This is a genomic window from Duganella hordei (assembly GCF_040369125.1).
In the GTDB taxonomy this organism is placed as follows: domain Bacteria; phylum Pseudomonadota; class Gammaproteobacteria; order Burkholderiales; family Burkholderiaceae_D; genus Rugamonas; species Rugamonas hordei.
Window position 1 is genome coordinate 154,884 of sequence record NZ_BPWI01000009.1, and the last position, 23,783, is coordinate 178,666.

Consider the following 23,783-nt stretch of genomic DNA (forward strand, 5'->3'; position numbering starts at 1 on the left):
GGCGCCGGGGGCCTTCCATGTTTAAACATATCCTGTTTCCCACCGACGGCGAGGCGCCGTCCATCGCCGCCATGACGCCGTGCCTGAGCTTCGCCAAAGAGACGGGCGCCCGGCTGACGGTACTGCACGTGACCGAGCCATTCCACGTGCTGAGCACGCGCGCCGAGGTGCTAGCCGATACCCCGGAAGGCTACGCGGTCCATAGCCAGGAGCGGGCCCGCGCTTGCGTGGAGCGGGTGGCGACCGCCGCCCGCTCGAGAGGCGTGGCGTGCGACACGCTGACGATGGAGCATGAGCATCCGTATGCAGCCATCATCGACGCCGCGCTCCAGCATCATTGCGACCTGGTGGCGATGGCGTCGCACGGCCGCAGGGGCGTGCAGGCGCTGCTGCTGGGCAGCGAAACCCAGAAAGTGCTGACCCACTGCCATTTGCCGGTGCTGGTGTTTCGTTGAGTACCGATCTACCTGCGACGGGAAGGGTCGGGCCGGCGGCGGGCGCCGTCATGCGGGCCATGGTGCTGGAACACAGCAGCGCCGGTGCGCGGTTGCGTGAGCGCGAGTGCGGCGTGCCGCGTCCGCGCGGCCACGACGTGCTGCTGCGGGTGTCGGCCTGCGGCGTCTGCCGTACCGACCTGCACCTGCTGGACGGCGAGCTGGCGCCGCGCCGGCTGCCGCTGGTGCCCGGGCATGAGATCGTCGGCGTCGTGAGCGCCGTCGGCGGGCGCGTACGACGGTGGCAGGTGGGGCAGCGGGTCGGCGTTCCGTGGCTGGCCCACAGTTGCGGCGTGTGCGCGTTTTGCCGCGCCGGCCGGGAAAACCTGTGCGACCGCGCCCGCTTCACCGGTTGCGACCGGCACGGCGGCTATGCCGGCTACGCGCTGGCCGACAGCCGCTATTGCCTGCCGCTGCCGGACCGCTACGACGATGTGCATGCGGCGCCGCTGCTGTGCGCCGGCCTGATCGGCTATCGCGCCTATGCGATGACCGGCGCCGCCAGGCGGCTGGGCTTGTACGGCTTCGGCGCAGCCGCCCACATCGTGGCCCAGCTGGCGGTGGCGCAGGGGCGCGAAGTGTACGCGTTCACACGTGACGGCGACACGCGCTCGCAGCAGTTCGCCCGGTCGCTGGGGGCGGTGTGGGCCGGCCCATCGAGCGGCCCGGCGCCGGTGCCGCTGGACGCGGCCATCCTGTTCGCCGCCGACGGCCGGCTGGTGCCGCTGGCGCTGGCCGCCTGCGCCAAGGGTGCGACGGTGGTCTGCGCCGGCATCCACATGAGCGACTTGCCGGCCATGCCGTATGCGCTGCTGTGGGGCGAACGCAGCCTGCGCTCGGTGGCCAATCTGACGCGGGCCGACGGCGCCGCGTTCATGCGGCTGGCCGCGCAGATCGACCTGCGCACCGCGCCGGTGACGTATCCGCTGCTGCAGGCGAATGAAGCGCTGGCCGACCTGAGGGCCGGCGCATTTGACGGCGCGGCCGTGCTGGTGCCGGACCATGGGCGCTGACGCGCCGTTGGCGCAGGCCGCCGTACGCCAGCGGCAGCTGATCCATGCGCTGGCGCGGCGGCTCGACGGCCAGCTGATCGAAACCCATATCTCATGGGTGCTGCTGGCCGGCGCGCACGCCTACAAATTCAAGAAGGCGCTCCGGCTCGACTGGCTCGACTACAGCGACGTCGAGGCGCGGCGCCGCTGCTGCGAGGAGGAACTGCGGCTGAACCGGCGGCTGGCGCCCAGCCTGTACCTTGGCGTGGAGGCGGTCACCGGCAGCGCGTGCCAGCCACAGTTCGGCGGCACCGGCCCGGTGCTGGACTACGCCGTACGGATGCTGCGCTTCGACCAGCAGGCGCTGTGGACGGCGCGACTGGCGCACGGCAGTCTTGATGCCGGCGAGGCGCGGGACCTGGGCCTGCTGCTGGCCGACTTTCATGCCGGCGCCGCGCGCGCATCGGCCGACACGCCGTGGGGCACGCCGACGGCCATCTGCGAGCGCACCGGCGCCGATCTGGCCGAAGTGAACGCGCTGCTGCCACCGGCCTCACCGGCGCGCGCGACGCTGGCGCGGCTGGCGGCCTGGCTGGACGCGCAGCAGCGCCGGCTGGCCAGCCGCTACGCGCGGCGCCGGGCCGGCGGCTGGGTGCGCGAATGCCACGGCGATCTGCACTGCGGCAATATCCTGACCTTGGCGGACCAGGTGTTGGTGTTCGACGGCATCGAATTCAACGCCAGCCTGCGCTGGACCGACGTGCAGCAGGACCTGGCCTTTGTCTGCATGGATTTGCAGTGCCGCGGCCGCGCCGACCTGGCCGCGCGGCTGTTGGACGCCTATCTGCAGCGCGGTGGGGACTATGACGGCGCGGTGCTGCTGCCGTATTACCGCTGCCAGCGGGCGCTGGTGCGGGCCAAGGTGGCGCTGCTGCGCGGCGGCGATGGCGCGGCCAGGGGACAAGCCATGGCCGAGGCGGAACACTATCTGGGCTGGGCGCTGCAAGCTACCTTGCCGGCGCCGCCGTTGCTGCTGGCGACGCATGGGCTGTCCGGCAGCGGCAAGTCGACCTTGTGCGACGGTCTGGTCGAGCCGCTTGCCGCCGTGCGCGTGCGTTCGGACGTCGAGCGCAAGCGCCTGCACGGGATGGCCGCCAGCCAGCGCGCCGCCGCCTCCCCGGGAGCCGGCATCTATACCGGGCAAGCCAGCCGTCTAACCTACGGCTGGCTGCTGCGGCTGGCCTGTCGCGCGGCGGCGGCCGGCCAGCCGGTACTGCTGGATGCGGCGTTTCTGCAGCGATGGCAGCGCCGGCGCCTGGTCCGGCTGGCGCGCCGGCTCCGCGCTCGCTGGCTATTGCTCGATATCGTCACCCCTGCGGCGACGCTGGCGGCACGCCTGTCCGCGCGCGGCGGCGAGTCGGAGCAAGCCTCCGACGCCGGCGTCGGGCTGCTGGCCTATCAGCAGCAGACGCGCGAGCCCCTGCAGGCGCAGGAGCAGGCGCATGCGCTGGTGGTCGATACCGGCGGCGGCTGGGACGCCGCGCGGGCCGCCGCATTGGCGGTGGCGATACGCGCGAGGCTGCAAGACCTGGATAATCGGTCCGGCGCGCCGGCGCCCTAAAGCGATTTGCGCTGCATGGCCGCCGCGATCGACGGATAGACGACCGCAGGCCGGCTGGCCAGCATTTTCAAGACCGCGCGGCAGAGCCGGCAGGCTCCGCCGACCATGCCGCGCAGCGTCGTTTTGCTGAAATTTTTTTTCATGGCTGCTCTCCAAGTGACCCGAAACAACTAAGCATTTTCCATGCCATGTTCCAGGTAAGCGCGCCAGCCGCCGAAGTGCGTGATGTCGCGTGCGGAGGCCAGCGCATACGGCTCGCAGACAAATCCCTTGACCCAGCGGCCGTCAGCCAGCTCCAACGAGCCTATGCCCAGCGGCGCCGGCACCTCGGCCACCACCGCGCCGAAATTTCGCAACGGCAGCTCCCACAACTCCACCGCAATCGCCGCGCCGCCTTCGACTACGCGCTCCAGGCCCGGCTTGGGCGGGGTGGTGCCGGCCAGCGCGTGCAGCCGGTAGCGTGCGCTGGTGCGGGTGCTTTCTATCTTGCGCGCGCCCCGTTCCAGCAGTTGCCAGTTGAGCGGCTGTCCTTCCAGGTGGGCGCCGACCACCGCCAGCTGGATGCTGGCCTCGGCAAACGGCAGGGGCTGGCCCACAACGGGAATGGCCGGCGCATTGGCGGGCTGCCACAGCGGTACGAAGCCTTCGGCGGCTGCGGCCAGCATGTGGTCCGATCCCGCCGCGCCGATCAGGGTGACACCGAACGGCAGGCCGTCGGCCCGTCCGACGGCTGGGATAGCCAGCGCGGCCATATCGAAGAAATTGACGAAGTTGGTGTAGTAGCCCAGCTCCGAATTGCGCAATACCGGCTCCGCTTCGACCTCGGCGATGGTCGGCATGGTCGGCGCGGTCGGCACCAGCATGAAGTCATAGCCCTGCAATTGCCGCTCGGCCTGGCGCCGCAGCGCCGCCAGGCGGTACTGGCCGTTGAAGGCATCGACCGCGCTGTACCGGTCGGCCTGGCTGATGATGCCGGCAACGACGGGATTCATCGCCTGCCGGTGGTCGGTAAAGAAGTCGCCGACGGCGGCCATGCGCTCCGCCACCCATGGCCCCTGATACAGCAGCAGGGCCGCCTCGCGGAAGGGAGTGAAATCGATGCTGGCGAGGTGGCAGTCCGGCAGCTGCTGCAATCGTTCCAGGCTGGCTTCGTAGGCGTGCTGCGCGGCCTGGTTGCCATAGAATTCCGGCTGTGCCGGCACGGTGATCCGATAGCCGCGCCGCTTGACGCCGGCCATCGGCAGCGTGCGCGAATACGGCTCGCCTTCGTCGTAGCCGGCCGCCGCCTGCGTTACCGTCCAGGCGTCGCCGACGGTGGCGGCGAAGATCGAGACGCAATCGAGCGTACGGCAGGCCGGCACCACGCCGCGCGTGCTGAGCAGGCCACGGCTCGGTTTCAAGCCGACGATGTTGTTCAATCCAGCCGGCACCCGGCCAGAACCGGCCGTATCGGTGCCCAGCGCGAAGCTCACCAGGCTGAGCGCCACCGCGACCGCCGAGCCGGCGCTGGAACCGCCGGAGACGTAATCCGGATGCAGCGCGTTGCGCACCACGCCGTACGGCGAGCGGGTACCGACCAGTCCTGTCGCAAACTGATCCAGGTTGGTCTTGCCGACCAGGATGGCGCCGGCCTCCAGCAATTTGCCCACCACGGTCGCCGAGACCGCCGGCACATAGGCGAACTCCGGGCAGGCGGCGGTGGTCGCCATGCCGGCCACGTCGATATTGTCCTTGACCGCGAACGGCACGCCGAACAGCGGCATGCTGTCGAAGACCGCCGCGCCGCGCTGCGACAGCAGCCGGTCCAGCGCCGCCGCCTGGGTCAGCAGGCGATCGTCCGGCACGCGCGTGATCCAGATTTCCGGCCGCTCGGCGGCGATGGCGGCCAGCACGCGCCGGATGCATTCGGTCGGGCACAGCGTGCCGCCGCCGTACTGCGCGCGCAGTGTGTCCAGACGCAGGTCCAGGGAATGATCAAAATGGGGCATGGCTGTCCTTTCTGTGTGTGATGTCGCCGGGCGCCGCTTACATGGCGTAGCTGAGCGTGGCGATCAGCTGGTTCTTCTGCTTGACGCCAAAGCGGTTGTCGCCGCCGAGGATGCCTTGCAGGCCCCAGGTCAGGCCGGTCTGGCCGATCGGCTGCGTGACGCCGACGATCAGGTGGCGGAAGCCGCCGGAACTGGGCTGGCCGCCGGCCAGGCAGCCGTTGGTGAAGAAACTCTCGCCGGCGGCGCAGCGGGTGCCGGCGGCGGTGTCGGTGCTGCCGAGGTAGCGACCCTGCTTGCTGTAGGTGTAGTAGCCGAGCGAGGTGGTCAGGGTCAGCTCATACGGCAGCGGGTGGGCATAGTTGAGCGCCCAATAGGTATCGCCCTTGTTGCCCCAGACGACGTCCTGCAGCAGCGTTTGCGCGGTCAGCGTGAAGTCGCCGATGGTGGCGCCCAGCTTGGTTTCCAGCGCGTTCGCGTGGCTGCCGTTCAGGTACACGTAGGCCGTCAGGCCGGCCGTGTAGCCGATGTCGCCGGCCTTGCCGCTGTAGCCGCCATAGAGGTCGTTCTCGATCGACTTCTTCTTCTGGAAGTCGCTGATGGCGCGGTTCGCATACGAGTCGCCCAGTTGCTGGTACGAGTAGTTGATGGTCGATCCGAAATAGCCCAGGTACCAGCCGTCCGGATGCGACCAGTCGGCGCCCCATTGCAAAGCCGGGCGGTCCGATTCCGGCGCATCGGCGCCGGCGTTGCCCAGCGGCGCGGCCGGGCCATAGGTGGAGGTGATGCCGCGCAGGACGTAGCGGCTGACCAGGTCGACGTGAGCGGTCAGGCTGGGCGCTACCGGCGCGGGAGCTTCTTCGGCCATGGCGGCGGTGCTGGACAGGGCAATGCTGACTGCGACGGCGAGGGTGCTGCGGCGGCAAAATGACATGGTTGGGCTCCTTGAGTGGGAAAACATTGAACGGGTTTTTTATCGATACTTATTGATCGTTTTCTTCAGCCTGGCGGAAGATGGCGATGCGCTGGCCGGCGTTGACCGGCTTGCCCTCACTGACCAGCCATTCGAGCACCGCGCCCGGCGCGGCGGCGCGCAGCGTGATTTCCATCTTCATCGACTCGAAGATCGCGACGGTGTCGCCGGCGGCCAGGCGCTCGCCCGGTTGGGCGACGATTTTCCAGACGCTGCCCGGCACCTCGGCCGTCAGGTATTGCTGGCCCGCCGGCAGCCGCTCCTCGAGGGCTGCGTCGGGCGCGGCTTCCTCGCCGACGAAATCGGCCTGGCCGTTGCGCCCCCAGCGTTCACGCTCGGCGTCGAAGGCGGATTGCTGGCGGCGCTTGAACGCGGCGATCGAGTCCTGCTGCTCGGCCAGGAAGCGGTTGTAGTCGGCCAGAGAGAACGTGGTGTCCTCGATCTTGATGTCGAAACGCCCCAGCGGAAAATCGCGCCGGTGTTCCAGCAGTTGCTCTTCGCTGACTTCATAAAAGCGGATCTGGTCGAAGAAGCGCAGCAGCCATGGCTTGTCGTCGCGGAAGCTGGCGGTCTGGCGATAGCGGTTCCACATCTGCACCGTGCGGCCGACGAACTGGTAGCCGCCAGGTCCCTCCATGCCGTACACGCACAGGTAGGCGCCGCCGATGCCGACCGCGTTTTCCGGCGTCCAGGTGCGGGCCGGATTGTATTTGGTGGTGACCAGGCGGTGGCGTGGATCGATCGGCGTCGCAACCGGCGCGCCCAGGTAGACGTCGCCCAGTCCCAGCACCATGTAGCTGGCGTTGAAGACGATGTCGTACACCTCCTGCACGCTGGCCAGGCCGTTGATGCGCTGGATGAATTCGATATTGCTGGGGCACCAGGGCGCGTCCGGCCGCACCGTGGTCTGGTACTTCTGGATCGCCAGCCGCGTTTGCGCGTCGTTCCACGCCAGCGGCAGGTGCACGATGCGTGACGGCACGACGATGTCGTCGACCGAGGGCAGGGCCGTCATCAGTTCGCCGATCAGGCCCGCCAGCCGCGCCATCGGCAGTTGCCGGTGGTCGAAATGGACCTGCAGCGAACGAATGCCCGGCGTCAGGTCGATCACGCCGTTCAGTTGTGCGTTCTCGATGGCCTGCATCAGCGCGTGCACGCGGAAGCGCAGGTTGATGTCCAGCACCAGGTCGCCGAATTCGACCAGCAGGTAGTCGTCGCCGGCGCGGCGGTAGGTGACGGCGGTCTCGTTGCGGTAGGCGCCGGTGCCGACGATGGCGGCGGCTTCGGTTCCGGCCGCGCTGTTGGCTGGTGCCAGCAGCGGCGTTGGCGCGCCACTGATGCTATTGACGCCGTTGCCGCCATTGTCGCCGCCTTGTTCGAACACGCGTTCCAGCGTGTCGCGCATGGCCGCCGCCTGTTGCGGCGATACGCGGATGAAGCGCACCGTGTCGCCCGGCTTCAGCTGACCGATCTTCCACAGGTCGGCCGACACGATCACCGCCGGGCAGACGAAGCCGCCCAGGCTGGGGCCATCCGGTCCCAGGATCACGGGCATGTCGCCGGTGAAGTCGATAGAGCCGATCGCGTAGGCGTTGTCGTGGATGTTGGACGGATGCAGGCCGGCTTCGCCGCCGTCGGTGCGGGCCCAGCGCGGCTTGGGGCCGACCAGACGCACGCCGGTGCGGCTGGAATTGAAGTGCACCTGCCAATCGGTGCCGAAGAACATGGCGATGTCGTCGTCGGTGAAAAAGTCCGGGGCGCCGTGCGGGCCGTAGTGCACCGCGATGTCCCAGGCATGGCCGTAGACCGGCGGCGCCACGGGATCGGCGGGCGCCGCTTGCGGCGCGGCCGCGTGCAGTTTCAGCACGTCGCCGCTGCGCAGCGCGCGGCCGCCATGGCCGCCGAACTGGCCCAGCGTGAACGTGGCGCGGCTGCCCAGGTAGGCCGGCGCATCGACGCCGCCGGCGATGGCCAGATAGGCGCGCAGGCCGGCGCCGGCGATGGCGCCGCAGCGCAGCGTTTCGCCGGCGCGGATCATATGTGTATGCCAGTTGGCCAGTTGGCGCCTGCCTTGCGGCCCGCTGGCCAACGCCTGCATGTCGGCGCCGGCCAGTGCCACCATGGTGTCGCAGTTGAAGCTCAGGGTCGCGCCCTGCAAGGTCATTTCCAGCGTCGCGGCGCCGGCGTCGTTGCCCAGCAGGTGATTGGCGTAGCGGTGTGCGTACGCGTCCATCGGCCCGGAAGGCGGCACGCCGACCGCCCATAGCCCCAGCCGGCCGGGATAGTCCTGCAGCGTGGTCTGGATGCCGCCGTCGAGGATGTCGACCGTGCGCGGCCGGTAAGGCATGGCCGCCAGCATTTGCGTGGTCTGGCGTCCGGCCACAAAATCGGGGTAGCGCAGGATGCTGGCCAGGTAGGCCAGGTTGGTCTCGATGCCGTCAATGCGCGATACCGCCAATGCCTCGGACAAGGCATCGATCGACGCCGACCGCTGTCCGCTCTTGACGATCAGCTTGGCCAGCAGCGGATCGTAGTAGGGGCTGACGGTGACGCCGCGTTCTATCCATGTGTCGACCCGCAGTCCCGGGCCGAATTCGACCGCCGTCAGCACGCCGGACGAAGGCTGGAAATTCTTGGCCGGGTCCTCGGCGTACACGCGCAGCTGCATCGCATGGCCGTTCGAGCGCAGGCTGTCCTGCGGCGGCAGGGTAAAGCCGTCGCCGGCCGCGCGTATCATCCACTCCACCAGGTCGACGCCGAACACCTGTTCCGTCACGCCGTGTTCAACCTGCAACCGCGTGTTCACTTCAAGGAAGTAGAACGCGCCGCTGTCGGCGTCGAGCACGTATTCGACGGTGCCGGCCGACAGATAGGACAGCGAACGTGTCAGGCGCACGGCGGTGGCGGCCAGCGCCTGGCGGGTGGCGTCGGTCAGGCCCGGCGCCGGCGTTTCCTCGATCACCTTTTGATTGCGGCGCTGTACCGAGCAATCGCGCTCGCCCAGCGAGACCACGTTGCCGCGGCCGTCGCCGAAAATCTGTACCTCGACGTGGCGCGCGTTCCGCACGAATTTTTCGAGATAGATGCCGCCGTTCTTGAAGTTGTTTTCCGACAGATGCTTGACCGAGGCGTAGGCGGCGCCCAGCTCGTCCGCGTCGTGGCACAGCCGCATGCCGATGCCGCCGCCGCCGGCGGTGCTCTTGAGCATGACCGGGTAGCCGATGGCTTGCGCCTGCCGCAGCGCGTCTTCCATGTCGCGCAGCAGATCGGTGCCCGGCAGCAGAGGCACGTCGGCCCGCCGCGCCAGGTCGCGCGCCGTGTGCTTCAGACCGAACTCGCGCATCTGCCGCGGCGTCGGGCCGATGAAGGTGACGCCGGCGGCGGCGCAGGCTTCGGCGAAGGCCGCGTTCTCGCTCATGAAGCCGTAGCCGGGATGGATCGCCTGGGCGCCGGTGGACAGGGCCGCGCCAAGCACGGCCTGTTGCGACAGATAGCTTTCCGCCGCCGGCGCCGGGCCCACGCAGATGGCTTCGTCGGCCAGGCGCACGTGCAGCGACTCCACGTCCGCCTCGGAATAGATGGCGACGGTCTTGATGCCCATCGCGCGCGCGGTGCGGATCACGCGGCAGGCGATCTCGCCCCGGTTGGCGATCAGGATTTTGGTAAACATGGCGTAGTCCTTGTAATTATTCCGAATCCCAGATGACGAAGCGCACCGGTGTCGGGTTGTACGCATTGCACGGGTTGTTCAATTGCGGGCAGTTCGAGACCAGCACCAGCACGTCCATCTCGGCGCGCAGCTCGACGTATTTGCCGGGCGCCGACAGGCCGTCCTCGAAACTCAGGCCGCCTTCCGGCGTGACCGGCACGTTCATGAAGAAATTCACGTTCGGCACCAGGTCGCGCTTGCCCATGCCGTTGTCCGCATGCGCCAGCGCCAGCAGGTAGTTGTCGCGGCAGCTGTGCATGAATTTCTTTTGCGCGGCATAGCGCACCGTATTGCTTTCGGCCGCGCAGGCGCCGCCCAGCGTGTCGTGCCGTCCGCAGGTGTCGGCGACGATGGACAGCATCGGCCGGCCGCGGTTCGAATACAACACCGAACCGGTACTCAGGTAGATGCCGCCCTGGCGCTGCAGCGTGTCGGTGACGCTGTAGCTTTCTTCGGTATCGCCGGCGTTGTAGAAGATCGTGTCGACCGCCTGGTTGCCTTCCAGGTCGATGATGCGCAGGACCTGGCCGCGCCGCATGGTGTGCAGCCACGGCTCGCCGGCCGGCTGGTAATGGTCGAGCAGCGCGGCGGCCGGATCGAGGGAGCTTTCAAGCAGGGTGTCCATGTATGCTCCTAGCGGTAGGCGAGTTCGGTGTTGTGGTAGCCGCGCCCGTTCTCCGGGCACGACAGGCGGCAGGCGTCGTCGATGGCGGCCGGGCCGGAATGCCATGCGACGATGGCGACCTTGCCGGGCGCGTAGACGGGCGAGGGATCGAGCGGGTGGGGCGCCGTCGACAGCGCGAGCAGCGTGTCCATCTCGAAGCGCAGCTCGACATAGTCGTTCTGGCGCGAGTGGCCGGGCACGAACTGGAAGCGTCCGCCGGCGTCGACCGTCACCTTGGAAAACAGGTTCACGTTGGGCACCAGGTCGCGCCGGCCCAGGCCCCACTTGCCCAGCTCGATCAGCAGGCTGTCCTTGCCGTTGCGGTGCATCGCGTTGCGGTGTTCCTGGTAGCGCCGCTCGCCGTATCGGGAGCGGATCAGCGCGGCGTCGGACAGGCCGCACAGTGGATCGTGCCAGCCCAGCGTGTCGGCGGAGATGGCGGCCAGGATGCGGCCCATGTCCGAGTACAGCACATGGCCGGCGGTCAGGTGCGCCGTGTGCTGGGCCTTCAGCGTGTCGGGCAGGTTCAGTCGTTCCAGCCGCTCGTCGGCGCGGTACAGCAGGCAGGCCAGGTTGGCGCCGCCTTCGAGATCGATGAAGCGCAGCGTGCTGCCGCGCCGCACGCGGTACGACCAGTGGCCGCCGCCGGGTATCAGTTCGCTCCACAGGATGTCTTTGCCGGCCAGGCCGGGGGCGAGTTCGCGCGCCTGTTGCAGCGCTTCGGGTTCCATCGTTGTAGTCATCACAGGCCTTCCATGGGTTGTGTCGTGCTGCGTGTCAGTTTTTCCAGTTGTTCGAGGTCGGTCTTCATGCCCGACGTGGCGCGGATGCGGTCGAGGATCTGCCGCTTCAGGCCGATGAACTCGGGGCTCAGCTTCAGGTCCTGGTCGCGCTGCGCGCCGAACGGCACTTCGATCACCGAATCGATGCGGCCCGGCCGCGGCGCCATCACCACCACGCGCTGGCCCAGATACAGCGCTTCCTCGACGTCGTGCGTGACGAAGACCACGGTGGTCTTCTCCAGCAGGTAGACGTGGCGTATCAGGTCGTGCATCACTTCCCGCGTCTGCGCGTCGAGCGCGCCGAAGGGTTCGTCCATCAGCAGCACGTCCGGCTTGACCATCAGCGCGCGGGCGATCGCCACCCTTTGCTGCATGCCGCCGGACAGCTCGGACGGATAGGCGTGGACCACGTGCGACAGGCCCATCAGCGCCACCAGCGCGTCGGCGCGGCCGGCGGCGAATTCGACGTCGGTCGAGGTGGTGTTGTCGCGGTGGCAGTGCAGCCGGCGGCAGAATTTGATGTTCTGCATCACCGTCAGCCACGGATACAGGCTGTAGCCCTGGAACACCATGGCCCGGTCCGGGCCCGGCCCGTCCACCGCGCGGCCGTTGCATGCGATCTCGCCGTCGCGGTATTCCTCCAGGCCGCCCAGCGTGCGCAGCAGCGTCGATTTGCCGCAGCCGGAAGCGCCCACCAGCGTGACGAACTGGCCGGCGGCGATGTCCAGGTCGATCCGCTGCAAGGCTTGCGTGCGGCGCGCGCCGGCGCCGTAGTACTTGTCCAGTTGGCGGATGCTGATCTTGTTGGTCATATCGCTTAGCTCCGCAGGTAAAGCCAGGGGAAGGCGCGCCGGTGCAGCCAGCGGAACGCCTGGTCGGTCAGCAATCCCACCAGCCCGATCAGCAGGATGCCGGTGAAGATCTTGTCGGTCTGCAGGAAGCGCTGCGCCTTCAGGATGGAAAAGCCCAGCCCGGAATTGGCGGCCACCAGCTCGGCCACCACCAGGTAGGTCCAGGACAGGCCCATCATCGAGCGCAGCGTGTCGAGCATGGCCGGGCGGGCGGCCGGGATCAGCACGTGCTGCAGCACTTCGCCGTTGCTGGCGCCCATGGTCTGGGCCGCCTCTATCGACGCCGGCGGCACGCGCGCGATGTCCTGCGCGATCAGCAGCACCATCTGGAAGAAGGTGCCGACGAAAATCACCGTGACCTTGGCGCTTTCGTCGATGCCCACCCACAGCATGATCAGCGGGATGAAGGCCACCGCCGGCAGGTAGCGGCTGAAGTCGGTCAGCGGCTCGAGCAGGGCGCGTACGGGCGCGTAGGCGCCCATCAGCACGCCGAGCGGCATGGCGACGGCGGCCGACAGCAGGAAGCCGCCGAACACGCGCCCCACGCTGATGCCTACATCGCTCAGCAAGTCGTCGGCCAACAGCCATTCGTGGGCGCGCTGCAGCACCTGGAGCGGCGTCGGCAGGAACACCGGGTCGACCCAGGCGCTGGCCGAGAGCACGGTCCAGGCCACGAACGGCAGCAGGAAGCCGAGCGCGGCCAGCAGCACGACGCTGGACCGGCGCAGCTCGCCGCGCACCGCCCAGGGCGAGCGGCGGTTGCGCGGCACGCCGGCGCGCCCGGCAGCGGCGGCCTTGCCGCCAGTGGTGAAGTCCCGCATGGCGCGCCTTATTTCTTCAGCGCGTCGGCCAGCAGGGAGCTGTCTATGCCATGGGCATAGTCCACCGTGCCATCGACCAGCTTGTTATCTTTGAGGAATTTGTGGATGACCGGGCCGACCGCGACCAGCGACTGCGGCTGGGCCGGGTCCAGCGCGCCGCTGTTGTCGGCGGCGTTGAAGAAGCGGGTGCCGGGCAGGAACACCTTGTATTCATCCGGCTTCATGCCGACCACCTTGGACATGATCTGCAGCGCTTCGGCCTGGTTGCTGCGGATGAATTGCTCGGTGTCGAACCAGGCCTTGATCATCGCCACCAGTTCGGCGCGCTTGGCCTTGTCGGCCAGCGCCTTGCCGTGCGCCACCAGCAGGTCCGGCACCAAGCCGGGCATGTCGCGGGAGGTGAACAGGGCGCGGCCCTTGCCGCTGGATTCGATCTTCGACACCCACGGGTTCCACACCACGGCGGCGTCGACCTTGCCCGACATGAAGGCCGCCGCCGCGTCGCCGGCTGACAGGTTGACGATCTTCACGTCCTTGATGGCCAGGCCGTTCTTGGCCAGCGCGTTGGCCAGCACGAAATGGGAGATGCTGAATTGCTCCAGCGCGACCGACTTGCCCTTCAAGTCCGCGAAGGACTTGATTTTTGCGCTGACCATCAAGGCGTCGTTGCCGGCAGAATTGTCGTTGACGAGGATGGTCTTGAGCGGCACGCCCTTGGCCAGCGGCGTCATGGTGTCGGACCAGGTTTGCGAATTGGCGTCCAGCTGTCCGGCCGACAGCGCGGCGATGGAGTCGGTGTAGTTGGCGAACCAGACCAGCTTGACCTTGGCGCCGTATTTCTTGAAATAGCCTTTTTGATCCGCGACATACCAGGCCACCCAGCCCGGCCAGTCGGACAGGCCGACCTTGACCTCGGCGCGGACGGTGCCGGCGCTCAGGCCCAGCGTCATGCACAACAGGGATGCTACGAAGGTGCGCAGGACGCGCGAGGAGAAACGTGGATGCATGGTCAGGCTCCCGAAAAAATAAAAGGACGAGAGGTGAGCATCACAAATCAAACCATGTGATGACCTCCCGGGCTTTTATCCCTCCGTGGAGTTCCCAACAGCTGCGCTGTTCGAAACCGGCTGCTCTCGGACCAGACATCGCTTGATAGCGACCGGAACCCTAGCGTCCATGCTCAAGAAGTGTTGTTCGACTGTTTCCGCCGCACCTCTCGCTACCTGTCATTGAGCAAGAGCTGTGCCAGCGGCATGCGGGGCGGCCGGGCGGTCGCGGCCGCTTCCATGCACCAATGGCAATCATGCTGCATTGTTATGGTGCGAAATCTTGCGCGCCCCGTGTTCCATTTTGGCGCGCGGAAGCCCGGCTGGTAGCTGAGAGCATGATCGCCGACGTTTTTGACCTGGATCAAATACGTCAGGAACCTCCGCCAACCATAATCGTCCGACGATGATCAAGGAGGGATTGTGGAAAAAACACTGCTGAAGTCCGTATCGAATCCGGTTGGCGCTCCGGCGCCCACGGCTGCGATCGGCAGCCGCAACGTGCTGGATTTGTACCTGCAGAGCCAGGTGGCGCGCATGACGGGCGGCGTGTCGCCGATTGCGATGTCGCTGGCGTTCCACGACTGGTGGCAGCACCTGGCGGTGTCCCCGGGCAAGTGCAGCGAACTGTTGGCCTATTGGAGCGGCGCCCTGGCCGGCGGCGCGCAGGCGGTCGACGTCGGCGCCGACAAGCGCTTCGCCGATGCCGCCTGGCGGCAGTGGCCGTTTTCCGGGTACGCGCAGGTCTTTAAGCACGCCGAGGAGTTCTGGAAGCAGGCCACCTGCGGCGTGGCCGGCGTGTCGTCGCATCACGCCGACGTGGTGGCGTTCACCGCGCGTCAGCTGCTCGATATGTACTCGCCATCGAACTTCCTGTGGACCAACCCGGAGGTGCTGGGCGCGGCGGTCGCCAGCGGCGGGCGCAGCCTGATCGATGGCGCCCTCAATTGGCGCAAGGATCTGTGCCGGCGCCTGGCGCCGCCCGGCGCGACGGTGTCGGAGCCGGTTGGCCGGACCTATGTGCCCGGGCAAGACGTGGCACTGACGCCCGGCGAGGTCGTTTACCGCAACGATCTGATCGAACTGATCCAGTACGCGCCGCAGACCGCCAAGGTGTACCGGGAGCCGGTGCTGATCGTGCCGTCGTGGATCATGAAGTACTACATCCTCGATCTGTCACCGCACAATTCGCTGGTGCGCTACCTGGTGCAGCAGGGGCATACGGTATTGATGATTTCCTGGCGCAACCCCGACGCCGAAGACCGCGATCTCGGCATGGAGGACTACCTGCGGCGCGGACTGCTGGCCGCGCTGGAGCAGGCCGACCTGCTGTGCGGCGGCGCGCCGGTGCACGCGGCCGGCTACTGCCTGGGCGGCACCCTGCTGGCGATGGGCGCCGCGGCGCTCAGCGCGGGCCACCTGGACGCGCAGGGCAAGCTGGCGTCGCTGACCATGCTGGCGGCGCAGACCGACTTCCACGAGCCCGGTGAGCTGGGCCTGTTTATCGACGACAGCGAGCTGGCCTTCCTCGACGCGCTGATGTGGGACCAGGGCTATCTGGACGGCGACCAGATGGCGGCCTCGTTCCAGCTGCTGCATGCGCGCGACCTGGTGTGGTCGCGCATGATGCGCGAATACCTGCTGGGCGAACGCAGCGCGCCGAACGACCTGATGGCCTGGAACGCCGACGCCACGCGGCTGCCGTTCCGCATGCACAGCGAATATCTGCGGCGGCTGTTTCTGCACAACGATCTGGCCGAGGGGCGTTATAAGGTGGCCGGCAAGCCGGTGGCGCTGGCCGATATCCGCACCCCGATGTTCGTGCTGGGCACCGAGCGCGACCACGTGTCGCCATGGCGCTCGGTCTACAAGATCCACCTGCTGTGCAACGGGCCGATCGACTTCGTGCTGGCCTCGGGCGGCCATAACGCCGGCATCGTCTCGGAGCCGGGGCACGCCAACCGCAGCTATTACAGCCATCCCGCCAACGTGGCGCCGATCGGCTACACCAGCCCGGAGCAGTGGCTGGAGCAGGCCGAGCACACCGAAGGCTCGTGGTGGCCCCATTGGCAGCAATGGCTGGCGCGCCATTCCGACCGCCAGCGTGTGGCGCCGCCGGCCATGGGGTTGGGCCGGACGCTGGGGCCGGCGCCGGGGCGCTTCGTGGTGCAACCCTGAGCCAGGGACGCGCTCAGCACGGCAGCAGCAAGGAATGCTGGCTGGCCGTATGGAAGTCGCGCCAGACCCGGTTGATGGCGCTGTCCTGGTGCGCGGCGTACAGGCCGCAGTAGGGGTAGAGCTCGTCGACCGCGGCGCGCGAGGCGGCCACCAGGGCCAGCGAACCGGCCTGCACGGCCAGCATGTCGTCCGCGCCGAGCGCCACGCCGGCCGCCACCGATGCCCAGCTGCGGTCCAGCACATCATAGAAATGCGCGCGGGCGGCGGCGTGGGCCTGCTCCTTGTCGCGCAACAGGGCGGCCACTTCGGGCACCTCCAGCAGCGGCAGGTTTTTCACGGCATGCCGGCGGCGCTCGATGCAGGGCCGCGCCAGCCGCATGAAATGGCTGGCCATGCCCGCCACGTTGGCCGCCAGCGTGACGAAGGCCAGCGAATAAAACGGGTAGCGGTACAGCGGCCCATCCGCCGTGGCGGTGGCGGGGCTGATGGTGAATCCATGCTCCTTGCCCACCCATTGCCCATCGATGCGGTAACTGTGCGAAGCGCTGGCGCGCAGGCCGATGCTGCCCCATGACGGCACGATCTGCACCTGCGCCGCCGGCACCAGGAAGGCGCGGATGCGCGGCGCGCCGTGTTCGTCCAGCAGCGGCTGGCCGCCGGCGCGCAGCACGGCGTTCAAGGTGAAATGGGTGGCCATCGGGGCGCCGCTGGCGTAGTCCCAGCGGCCGGTGATGCGGTAGCCGTCGCCTTCCTGTTCCGCATGGCCGGTGGGCGCGCCGCTGCCGCCCAGGCAGGCGCGCGGCGTGCCGATGATGCCGCGCGCCAGTTCCGGCGCCAGGAAGCCGGCAAACCAGCCGGCGCCGGCGCACAGCGTCAGCACCCATCCCATGCTGCCATCCACGGCCGCGACCGCCTCTTCCAGGCGCACCACTTCCGGCAACGGCAGCTCGGCGCCGCCGCTGGCGCGCGGCGCCAGCATCTTGAGCCAGCCGCGCCGGTGCAGCAGCGCCTGCTGGACGGGATGGAGGAAGCGGGCGGCGTCGGCCAGCCCTGCGTAGCGCTCAATACGGCGCGTGTCGCGCGCGCCCAGGGGAGAGGAGGTTGGCAATGTCATGCGGAGCTTGTGGCGGTGGCAAAGTCCGGCATTTTCTCATCTTTGAGATGACAAACGGGTTGACGGCGGAATTATTCGTGTATACGCTGTACACATGACTCATCCAAACACCCAGCAGAAAATCGTCGAAGCGGCGCGCCGGATACTGGAGCGCGAAGGCGCGGCCGCCGTCAGCATGCGGCGCGTGGCCGATGCCGTGGGCATTACGCCGATGGCGATCTATCGGCATTTCGCCAACCGCGAGGCGCTGCTGAAGCATATTTCCGACGAGGCCTTTGCCGCGGTGGCGCAGCAGTGGCTGGGCCAGGCACGGCATCCGGACCTGATGCACAGCCTGCTGCATTCGATGGAGAACTACCTCGATTACGCGCTGCGGCAGCCGCATCTGTTCGACTACAACTTTTCGGTCGCGCGCGACGATGCGCGCCGCTTCCCCGACGATTTTCGTGACCGCCAGTCGCCCACGCTGAATGTGATCGCCGACCTGCTGGCCGAAGGCATCCGCCTCGGCCTGCTGCGCGACGGCGATCCGTGGGACCTGGCCATGACGTTGTGGGCCCAGGCCCATGGCCTGATCGCCCTGTACCGGGCTGGCCGCTTCAGCTACGACGAGGCGCGGTTCCGCGCCTTCTACCTGCAATCCTTCGGAGTACTGTTCGATGGCATCAAACGATAAACGCGCATTGCTGGCATGGACGCTCGCGGCCACCATCCTGTCCGGGGCGGCTTGGTGGCTGGGCACGGGACTGGCGCCGCAGGCGTGGCTGACCTGGCTGGCGCCGTTGCCGCTGCTGCTGATCGCGCCGCGCCTGCGATGGCAATATGCCGGACTAGCCGCCTTGTGCGCCGGTGCATGCGCCGGGCTCAACCTGTGGCATTACCTGTGCGGCGTGATCGGCCTGCCAGTGACGATCGGCGTGCTGGTCGCGGTTGGCGCGGCGCTCAAGTTTGCGCTGAGCCTGCTGTTGCACCGTTATTTTTTGCTGTCGGGCCGGCCGGGGCGGGCGCTGCTGGCCTTTCCCGCGCTGTGGGTGGCGCTTGATTATCTTGGGTCGCTGGGCTCGCCACACGGCGTGTTCGGCACGTTGGCGCACAGCCAGGTGGATGCCTTGCACGTCCTTCAACTGGCGAGTCTGACGGGGTTGTGGGGCGTCTCCTTTATCGTGCTGCTGGCGCCATCCGCGCTGGCCGTTGTGCTGCTGCCGGATGTGCCGCCGCGCCAACGCGCGCTGGTCGGCGGCGTTGCGGCGCTGTTGGTCGTTGCGACCTTCGGTTTCGGCGCCGTGCGCCTGCAGCAGCCGGCAAGCGGCAGCATGCGCATCGGCCTGGCGTCGCTGGACGGACCGTTTCGCGCATCGCTGGCCACGGCGGAAGGCAAGGCGCAGCTGCAGCGCTATCTCGCCGTGATCGACAAGCTTGCCGCGCAGGGCGCGCAGGCGGTGGTCTTGCCGGAGACGGCGTTCAGCACCGATCAGCCCGCGATTCCCGAACTGGCGGCCAGCGCGGCGCGCCACCGGATCTGGATAGACACCGGCGTCGCGCTGAAGGGTCGCAATCAGGCGCTGGCGTATGGGCCGTCGCCGGCCGCCGCCGCCGGCTATGCCAAGCACCATTTGATACCGGGGCTGGAGGGCCAATACCAGCCGGGAACGGACTACGCCATGCTGGCCGGCACGCGGACCGGGCTGGCGATTTGCAAGGACATGGACTTCCACGACACCGGCCGCGCCTATGCCGCGCGCGGCGCCAATCTGCTGCTGGTGCCGGCCTGGGACTTCGATGTCGACGGCACGATGCACAGCCGCATGGCGGTCCTGCGCGGCGTCGAAAACGGTCTGGCGATTGCCCGCGCGGCCAAGCGCGGCAACCTGACGCTATCGGACGACCGTGGACGCATCGTCGCGGAAACCAGCGACGCGCAGGGCAGCGCGCAACTGGTCGCCGATTTGCCCTTGCATCAGTCCCGCACGCTGTACGCGCGCTGGGGCGACTGGTTTGCCTGGCTGGACCTGTTCCTGCTGGCGATGATCTGGCTGCCACGAAGGAGGAAGCGTGAAAATACTTGAAGCGGAACAGGTCGACCGGGCGCTGGATCTCCCCAGCCTGATCGACGCCATTGAAGCGGGATTCCGGGACAACTTCGGCATGCCGCCGCGGCAGGTGTTCCAGCTGGCGGGCAAGGATGCGTCGTCGCACGACGGCTTCGCGCTGCTGCCGGCCTGGAACGACACGCTGATCGGCGTGAAGGCCTTCACTTATTTTCCGGACAACGAGGCGGCCGGCTTCGCTTCGCTGTATTCGAAGATCCTGTTGTTCGACCGCAGCCATGGCGTGCCGCTGGCCCTGGTCGACGGCACCGCCGTGACCTACTGGCGCACCGCCGCCGTGTCGGCGCTGGCTGCGCGCCTTCTTTCCCGGCCTGACTCGGCCAGCCTGCTGTTGCTGGGGACCGGCCGGCTGGCCTCGTTCCTGGTGGCCGCCCACCTTGCCGTGCGCGATTTGCAACGCGTCTTCCTGTGGGGCCGCGATGCGGTAAAAGTTCTGGCGCTGCGGGCCCGGCTGCAGGCCGCCCATCCGGCTGTCGAATTTGTCTGCGCGCAGGATCTGGCGCAGTGCGTGGGCGTGGCGGACATCATCGTCAGCGCCACCGGCGCGCCCACGCCGCTGCTGTTAGGCGCATGGGTCAAGCCCGGCTGCCATGTCGACCTGCTGGGCAACCACAGCCCCGACCGGCGCGAGTGCGACAGCGCGCTGGTGGCCGGCAGCGCGGTCTATGTCGACAACCGCGACAACGTGCTGCGCGAAGCCGGCGAATTGCTGATCCCGATCGCGGAGGGCGTGTTCAGTGCCGACGCCATACGCGGCGAGCTCAAGGACTTGTGCCGCGCCGGTCCGGCCGGGCGCGACAGCCCGGATCAGATCACGCTCTTCAAGTCGGTCGGCACGGCGCTGAGCGATCTGATCGCGGCGCAGCTGGTGTTGAAAAACACCGAAGCAGATTAAATCCCGGGCAATACTTCATAGAGCTCGGTGTGGCCGAAGCCCTGTTCGTAGTCCAGCACCGAGATCACCGACGGCGTGATGCGCACGAAGACGGCGCCGGGCCAGGTGACGGCGCCGGCCTGGACGAACTGGCGCAGCTGCGGGAAGCGGAACAGCATCAGGTCGGCCGCATGCGCATTCTCGTCGGCGCCGCTGACCATCTCCGCGCGGCCGGCCAGCGACAGGCCGCGGATGTGCCGCCAGTCGTCGTAAGGCGGGGTGATGGTAGCCGATACCTTGTCGTGCTGGCGGATGTTGTGCGCCTTCTGGCTGTCCAGGCCGATGCCGGCATACAGCGTCAGGCCGTCGTGGACGTAGCTGACCACGGTGGCCTGGGGATAGCCGTCCGGGCGCAGCGTGGCCAGCGTCATGTCGTGGGTGCCCCCGAGCAGGCTGAGGACGAATTGGCGATGGGTGCGGTCCAGTGGTTGCATGGGGCCTCGCGGGTTCAAACAGGACGGGCCAGCGATTCCGCCGCCGTGGCGGCTTGTTCGCTGTCGCGCACGGCCACCAGTTCGTTGGCGAAATCGGCCAGGGCCTCGGCATGGCGACCGGCCAGCACGTCGGCCTGGCGCAGGCACAGGCTGGCCACGGGCAGCTTGTTGCACATGTCCGCCATCGCGCTCAGCACGTTGTGGCCGCCGCTGCCGCCCATGGTGCAGAACAGGCCGATACGCCGGAAGTGCTCGCGCTGCTGCAGGATGTAGCTGCGCATCGGCGCGCTCATGTGCCCGGCCCAGACCGGAGTGCCCAGCACGATGAACGGGTAGTCGGCGGGACGGCGTTGCGGCGGCACGATCTCTGCCGGCAATTGGCGCAAGGCTTGCCATGCCGAACGCACATAGCCGCCGGCGCCGCTGCGCGGGCGCACGTCGAGGATCTGCTCCAGGTCCGCGCCGCAGGCCTGGGCCAGCTCGGTGGCGACCCGGGCGGTGACGCCGGTGCGCGAGTAGTATACGATCAGGCAAAGTTTCATGGCGCCTCCTTTTTTTCCGCATCGACCGGCGGATAATGTCATGGGGTTGGACCGCTGCGCGCCGCCATGGTTCCCGCCAGCCAGGCGTCGAATTGGGCCGCCGGGCAGGGACGCAGATACCAATAGCCCTGGCCGTAGTCGCACCCCATGGCGCGCAACAGCGCATGCTGCTGCGCGTTCTCCACGCCCTCGGTGACCACGGTCAACTGCAGGCCGTGCGCCATCGCGATGGCCGCGCGCACGATGGCGGCGTGCTCGGCCTCGTCGCACAGCAGCCGGATCAGGGAGCGGTCGATCTTCAGTTCGTCGGGGTTGAAGTGGCTCAGATAGCTCAGCGAAGAATAGCCGGTGCCGAAGTCGTCGACGGAGATCTGCACGCCCAGCGCCTTGAGCTGGCGGCAGATGTCGCGGTTGTGCGGGTTATCGCCGAGCATCAGGTGTTCGGTGATTTCGACGCACAATCGTTCCGGCGGCAAGCCCGACGCGCTCAGCGACTGACGGATCAGCTGCATCAGCTTGTGGTCGCGGAACTGCGATGGCGAGACGTTGATGGACAGCCGCAGCGGCTCCGGCGTGGCGGCCGGCCAGACCGCCGCCGCGCGGCAGGCCGCCTGGAACACCCAGGCGTTCAACGCGGCGCCCAGGCCGATGTCCTCGGCCAGCGGCAGGAACTGGTCCGGCCCCAGCAGCCCCAGGTCCGGATGGTTCCAGCGCAGCAGGGCTTCGGCCGCGCGCGGGCGCGACGAGTCCAGCGCGACGATGGGCTGGAAATACAGTTCGAACTCCTGACGCTCCAGGGCATGGCGCAGGTGGGCGCCCAGCCGCAGGCGCTGTTCCATGCCGCGCGTCATGTCGCGCCGGTAAAATTGCAGGTTGTGGCGGCCCTCGGCCTTGGCCGCGTACATGGCGCTGTCGGCATAGCGCAGCAGGCTGCGGGAGTCTTGCGCGTCGTCGGGAAACAGGCTGGCGCCGAGGCTGATGCCGACCCGCAGCTCGTGGCCCAGCATGTGTATCGGTTTCAGGCATTCGGCCTGTATCTTGGCGGTCACCTTCATGACATCCTCAAGGTCGGCGATCTCCGGCAGCAGCAGCACGAATTCGTCGCCACCGAGACGGCCGACCATGTCCGACACCCGCACCGCCGCGCGCAGCCGCCGGCCGATCACGCGCAGCAGTTCATCGCCGGCCTCGTGGCCGAGGCTGTCGTTGACGTGCTTGAAATAGTCGAGGTCCAGGAACACCACCGCCAGGCGATGGCCGTGGCGGCGCGCCAGCGCGATCTGGCGTTCGATCTCCTCGCTGATCGCTGCGCGGTTGGGCAAGCCGGTCAGGGCGTCGAAATGGGCCAGCCGCGCCAGCCTGGCCTCGGCAAGCTTGCGCTCGGTAATGTCATGCAGCTGAAACAGCATGCCGCCGCCATCGTCGGGCCGCAGCAGCGAGACGCTGACCAGCGCCCACACATCGAGGCCGCCTGCGCGCAGATGTTGTTCAAACTGGACGGTGGCGCCATGGCCGCCGTGCAGCAACTCGAGATGGGGCGCGGCGGTGGCGTCGTCGGCGGCGAAGTCGTCCAGCTTGTGGCCGGTCAAGTTATCGGGGGTGACGCGCAGCAGGCGGCACAGGGCCGCGTTGACCTGGACGAAGCGGCCGTCCGCCGCCGCCAGCGCCATGCCGCCGGGCGCCAGGTCGAAGGCGTTGCGGAAGCGCTCCTCGCTCTGGCGCAGCCGCTGTTCCGCTGCCGCGCGCTGCTGTATGTCGCGCAGGACCATGACCGCGCCCAGCAGTTTTCCCTGGTTGCTGTAGATGGGCGCGACGGAGTCCTCCACCACGTGCGATTCGCCGCCGCGCGGGACCACCCTGAGGCCCTGCGGCATCGCCGGTCTCGGAGCGGCCGACAAGACCTGGCGCAGCGGCGAGGGCAGCGGATTGCGGTCGGCGTCCTGTAGCTGCAGCACGCGGTCGATGTCCTGTCCCTGCGCCTCCGCCAGACGCCAGCCCACCAGTGTTTCCGCGGCGGGGTTGAGGAAGCGCACGCGCGAGGCGGCATCGGTGACGACCACGCTGTCGGCAACGCCGCGCAGGGTCGCCGCGTACCATTGCATGGCGTCGCGCAATTGCTTGTCGGAGCGGCCTTTGGCGAGGGATACCTCGATCTGCGCGTACAGCTCGTGGAGGTCGAAGGGTTTGCTCAGATATGCGTAGGGATGGGCGCGCAAGGCGAGTTCGACGGTGTCGGGATCGTTGTTGGCGCTGAGGAAGAGCAAGGGCGTCTCCAGCCTGCCGCCGATTTCCGCCGCCGCGCGGATGCCGCTGATCTCGCCCGGCAGCAGGGCATTGATCACGACCACGTCGGGCCGCAGCGCCGCCGTCGCGTCGATGGCCGCGGCGCCGGTGTCGGCGCGTCCGCAGACATGGTAGCCCAGCGAGCCCAATTGGCCGCATAGCTCTTCCGCAGCGGCGTGCTCGTGCTCGACCACCAGTATCCGTGTGGCCGCGTGCACCACTGTCGGATCGCCGGTTGCCGCCATGAGGGTC

20 protein-coding genes and 1 riboswitch are annotated in these 23,783 nt (G+C 68.1%); of the genes, 7 read left to right on the top strand and 13 right to left on the bottom strand.

The window, feature by feature from the left end; genetic code table 11:
- The first annotated feature begins 17 nt into the window (after positions 1-17).
- From ABWW33_RS20860 to ABWW33_RS20870, 3 genes are read left to right on the top strand one after another with little or no spacing between them, the layout of a single operon-like run.
- The gene (locus ABWW33_RS20860) at positions 18-455 is read left to right on the top strand and encodes a universal stress protein (RefSeq protein WP_176651011.1); all 438 of its coding nucleotides are present in this window, start codon (positions 18-20) and stop codon (positions 453-455) included.
- 50 nt (positions 456-505) lie between these two features.
- Positions 506-1,507 carry a zinc-dependent alcohol dehydrogenase family protein gene (locus ABWW33_RS20865; RefSeq protein ID WP_353403683.1) on the top strand — a complete coding sequence of 334 codons (1,002 nt, stop codon included), beginning with the start codon at positions 506-508 and terminating at the stop codon, positions 1,505-1,507.
- Positions 1,497-3,107, top strand: coding sequence for a bifunctional aminoglycoside phosphotransferase/ATP-binding protein (locus tag ABWW33_RS20870; protein ID WP_353403556.1), 1,611 nt, complete (start codon positions 1,497-1,499; stop codon positions 3,105-3,107). Before ABWW33_RS20865 ends, ABWW33_RS20870 begins: the two co-directional genes overlap by 11 nt.
- Here ABWW33_RS20870 and ABWW33_RS20875 read toward each other — a convergent pair.
- The 9 genes from ABWW33_RS20875 to ABWW33_RS20915 are packed head-to-tail and all read right to left on the bottom strand — an operon-like array spanning position 3,104 to position 13,899.
- Entirely contained in the window at positions 3,104-3,250 is a 147-nt protein-coding gene (locus tag ABWW33_RS20875) for a hypothetical protein (protein ID WP_176651009.1), read from the bottom strand. The two genes, ABWW33_RS20870 and ABWW33_RS20875, sit on opposite strands and share 4 nt — an antisense overlap.
- Positions 3,251-3,277: 27 nt before the next feature.
- Positions 3,278-5,095 (bottom strand): allophanate hydrolase, encoded by a 1,818-nt coding sequence (atzF, locus tag ABWW33_RS20880; protein WP_353403557.1) that lies wholly within the window; start codon positions 5,093-5,095, stop codon positions 3,278-3,280.
- 37 nt (positions 5,096-5,132) lie between these two features.
- Positions 5,133-6,026, bottom strand: a complete 894-nt coding sequence (locus tag ABWW33_RS20885) for a TorF family putative porin (protein WP_353403558.1) — start codon at positions 6,024-6,026, stop codon at positions 5,133-5,135.
- Between the two features lie 49 nt (positions 6,027-6,075).
- Positions 6,076-9,735 (bottom strand): urea carboxylase, encoded by a 3,660-nt coding sequence (gene uca, locus ABWW33_RS20890; RefSeq protein WP_353403559.1) that lies wholly within the window; start codon positions 9,733-9,735, stop codon positions 6,076-6,078.
- 16 nt (positions 9,736-9,751) lie between these two features.
- Positions 9,752-10,399: an urea amidolyase associated protein UAAP2 gene (locus tag ABWW33_RS20895; RefSeq protein WP_176651005.1), complete on the bottom strand. Its 648-nt coding sequence runs from the start codon at positions 10,397-10,399 to the stop codon at positions 9,752-9,754.
- 8 nt (positions 10,400-10,407) lie between these two features.
- A complete protein-coding gene (locus ABWW33_RS20900; RefSeq protein WP_353403561.1) occupies positions 10,408-11,181 on the bottom strand; it encodes an urea amidolyase associated protein UAAP1 in 774 nt (257 codons plus the stop codon).
- Positions 11,181-12,032, bottom strand: coding sequence for an ABC transporter ATP-binding protein (locus tag ABWW33_RS20905; protein WP_353403562.1), 852 nt, complete (start codon positions 12,030-12,032; stop codon positions 11,181-11,183). Before ABWW33_RS20905 ends, ABWW33_RS20900 begins: the two co-directional genes overlap by 1 nt.
- A 5-nt stretch (positions 12,033-12,037) precedes the next feature.
- Positions 12,038-12,892 carry an ABC transporter permease gene (locus ABWW33_RS20910; protein ID WP_353403563.1) on the bottom strand — a complete coding sequence of 285 codons (855 nt, stop codon included), beginning with the start codon at positions 12,890-12,892 and terminating at the stop codon, positions 12,038-12,040.
- Between the two features lie 8 nt (positions 12,893-12,900).
- Positions 12,901-13,899 (bottom strand): ABC transporter substrate-binding protein, encoded by a 999-nt coding sequence (locus tag ABWW33_RS20915; protein WP_353403565.1) that lies wholly within the window; start codon positions 13,897-13,899, stop codon positions 12,901-12,903.
- Between the two features lie 62 nt (positions 13,900-13,961).
- Positions 13,962-14,074: riboswitch (guanidine-I (ykkC/yxkD leader) on the bottom strand.
- A gap of 287 nt (positions 14,075-14,361) precedes the next feature.
- Between ABWW33_RS20915 and ABWW33_RS20920 the strand changes: the two genes are divergently transcribed.
- The gene (locus ABWW33_RS20920; protein WP_353403566.1) at positions 14,362-16,116 is read left to right on the top strand and encodes a PHA/PHB synthase family protein; all 1,755 of its coding nucleotides are present in this window, start codon (positions 14,362-14,364) and stop codon (positions 16,114-16,116) included.
- Positions 16,117-16,129: 13 nt separating this feature from the next.
- On the opposite strand, the gene ABWW33_RS20925 is transcribed toward ABWW33_RS20920, so the two are convergent.
- The gene (locus tag ABWW33_RS20925; RefSeq protein ID WP_353403568.1) at positions 16,130-17,230 is read right to left on the bottom strand and encodes an acyl-CoA dehydrogenase family protein; all 1,101 of its coding nucleotides are present in this window, start codon (positions 17,228-17,230) and stop codon (positions 16,130-16,132) included.
- A 94-nt stretch (positions 17,231-17,324) separates the two neighbouring features.
- On the opposite strand from ABWW33_RS20925, the gene ABWW33_RS20930 reads away from it, so the two are divergent.
- The 3 genes from ABWW33_RS20930 to lhpI are packed head-to-tail and all read left to right on the top strand — an operon-like array spanning position 17,325 to position 20,233.
- Entirely contained in the window at positions 17,325-17,906 is a 582-nt protein-coding gene (locus ABWW33_RS20930; protein ID WP_353403569.1) for a TetR/AcrR family transcriptional regulator, read from the top strand.
- Positions 17,890-19,296, top strand: a complete 1,407-nt coding sequence (locus ABWW33_RS20935) for a nitrilase-related carbon-nitrogen hydrolase (RefSeq protein WP_353403570.1) — start codon at positions 17,890-17,892, stop codon at positions 19,294-19,296. The genes ABWW33_RS20930 and ABWW33_RS20935 overlap by 17 nt, the downstream gene beginning before the upstream one ends.
- Positions 19,283-20,233 (top strand): bifunctional Delta(1)-pyrroline-2-carboxylate/Delta(1)-piperideine-2-carboxylate reductase, encoded by a 951-nt coding sequence (gene lhpI / locus ABWW33_RS20940; RefSeq protein WP_353403571.1) that lies wholly within the window; start codon positions 19,283-19,285, stop codon positions 20,231-20,233. The genes ABWW33_RS20935 and lhpI overlap by 14 nt, the downstream gene beginning before the upstream one ends.
- Here the strand turns inward: lhpI and ABWW33_RS20945 are convergent.
- From ABWW33_RS20945 to ABWW33_RS20955, 3 genes are read right to left on the bottom strand one after another with little or no spacing between them, the layout of a single operon-like run.
- The gene (locus tag ABWW33_RS20945; RefSeq protein WP_353403573.1) at positions 20,230-20,706 is read right to left on the bottom strand and encodes a pyridoxamine 5'-phosphate oxidase family protein; all 477 of its coding nucleotides are present in this window, start codon (positions 20,704-20,706) and stop codon (positions 20,230-20,232) included. The two genes, lhpI and ABWW33_RS20945, sit on opposite strands and share 4 nt — an antisense overlap.
- Before the next feature lie 14 nt (positions 20,707-20,720).
- Positions 20,721-21,248, bottom strand: a complete 528-nt coding sequence (locus tag ABWW33_RS20950) for a flavodoxin family protein (protein WP_353403574.1) — start codon at positions 21,246-21,248, stop codon at positions 20,721-20,723.
- Between the two features lie 38 nt (positions 21,249-21,286).
- On the bottom strand, positions 21,287-23,776 hold the full coding sequence (locus ABWW33_RS20955) for a GGDEF/EAL domain-containing response regulator (protein ID WP_353403575.1): 2,490 nt from the start codon (positions 23,774-23,776) through the stop codon (positions 21,287-21,289).
- Between the last annotated feature and the right edge of the window lie 7 nt (positions 23,777-23,783).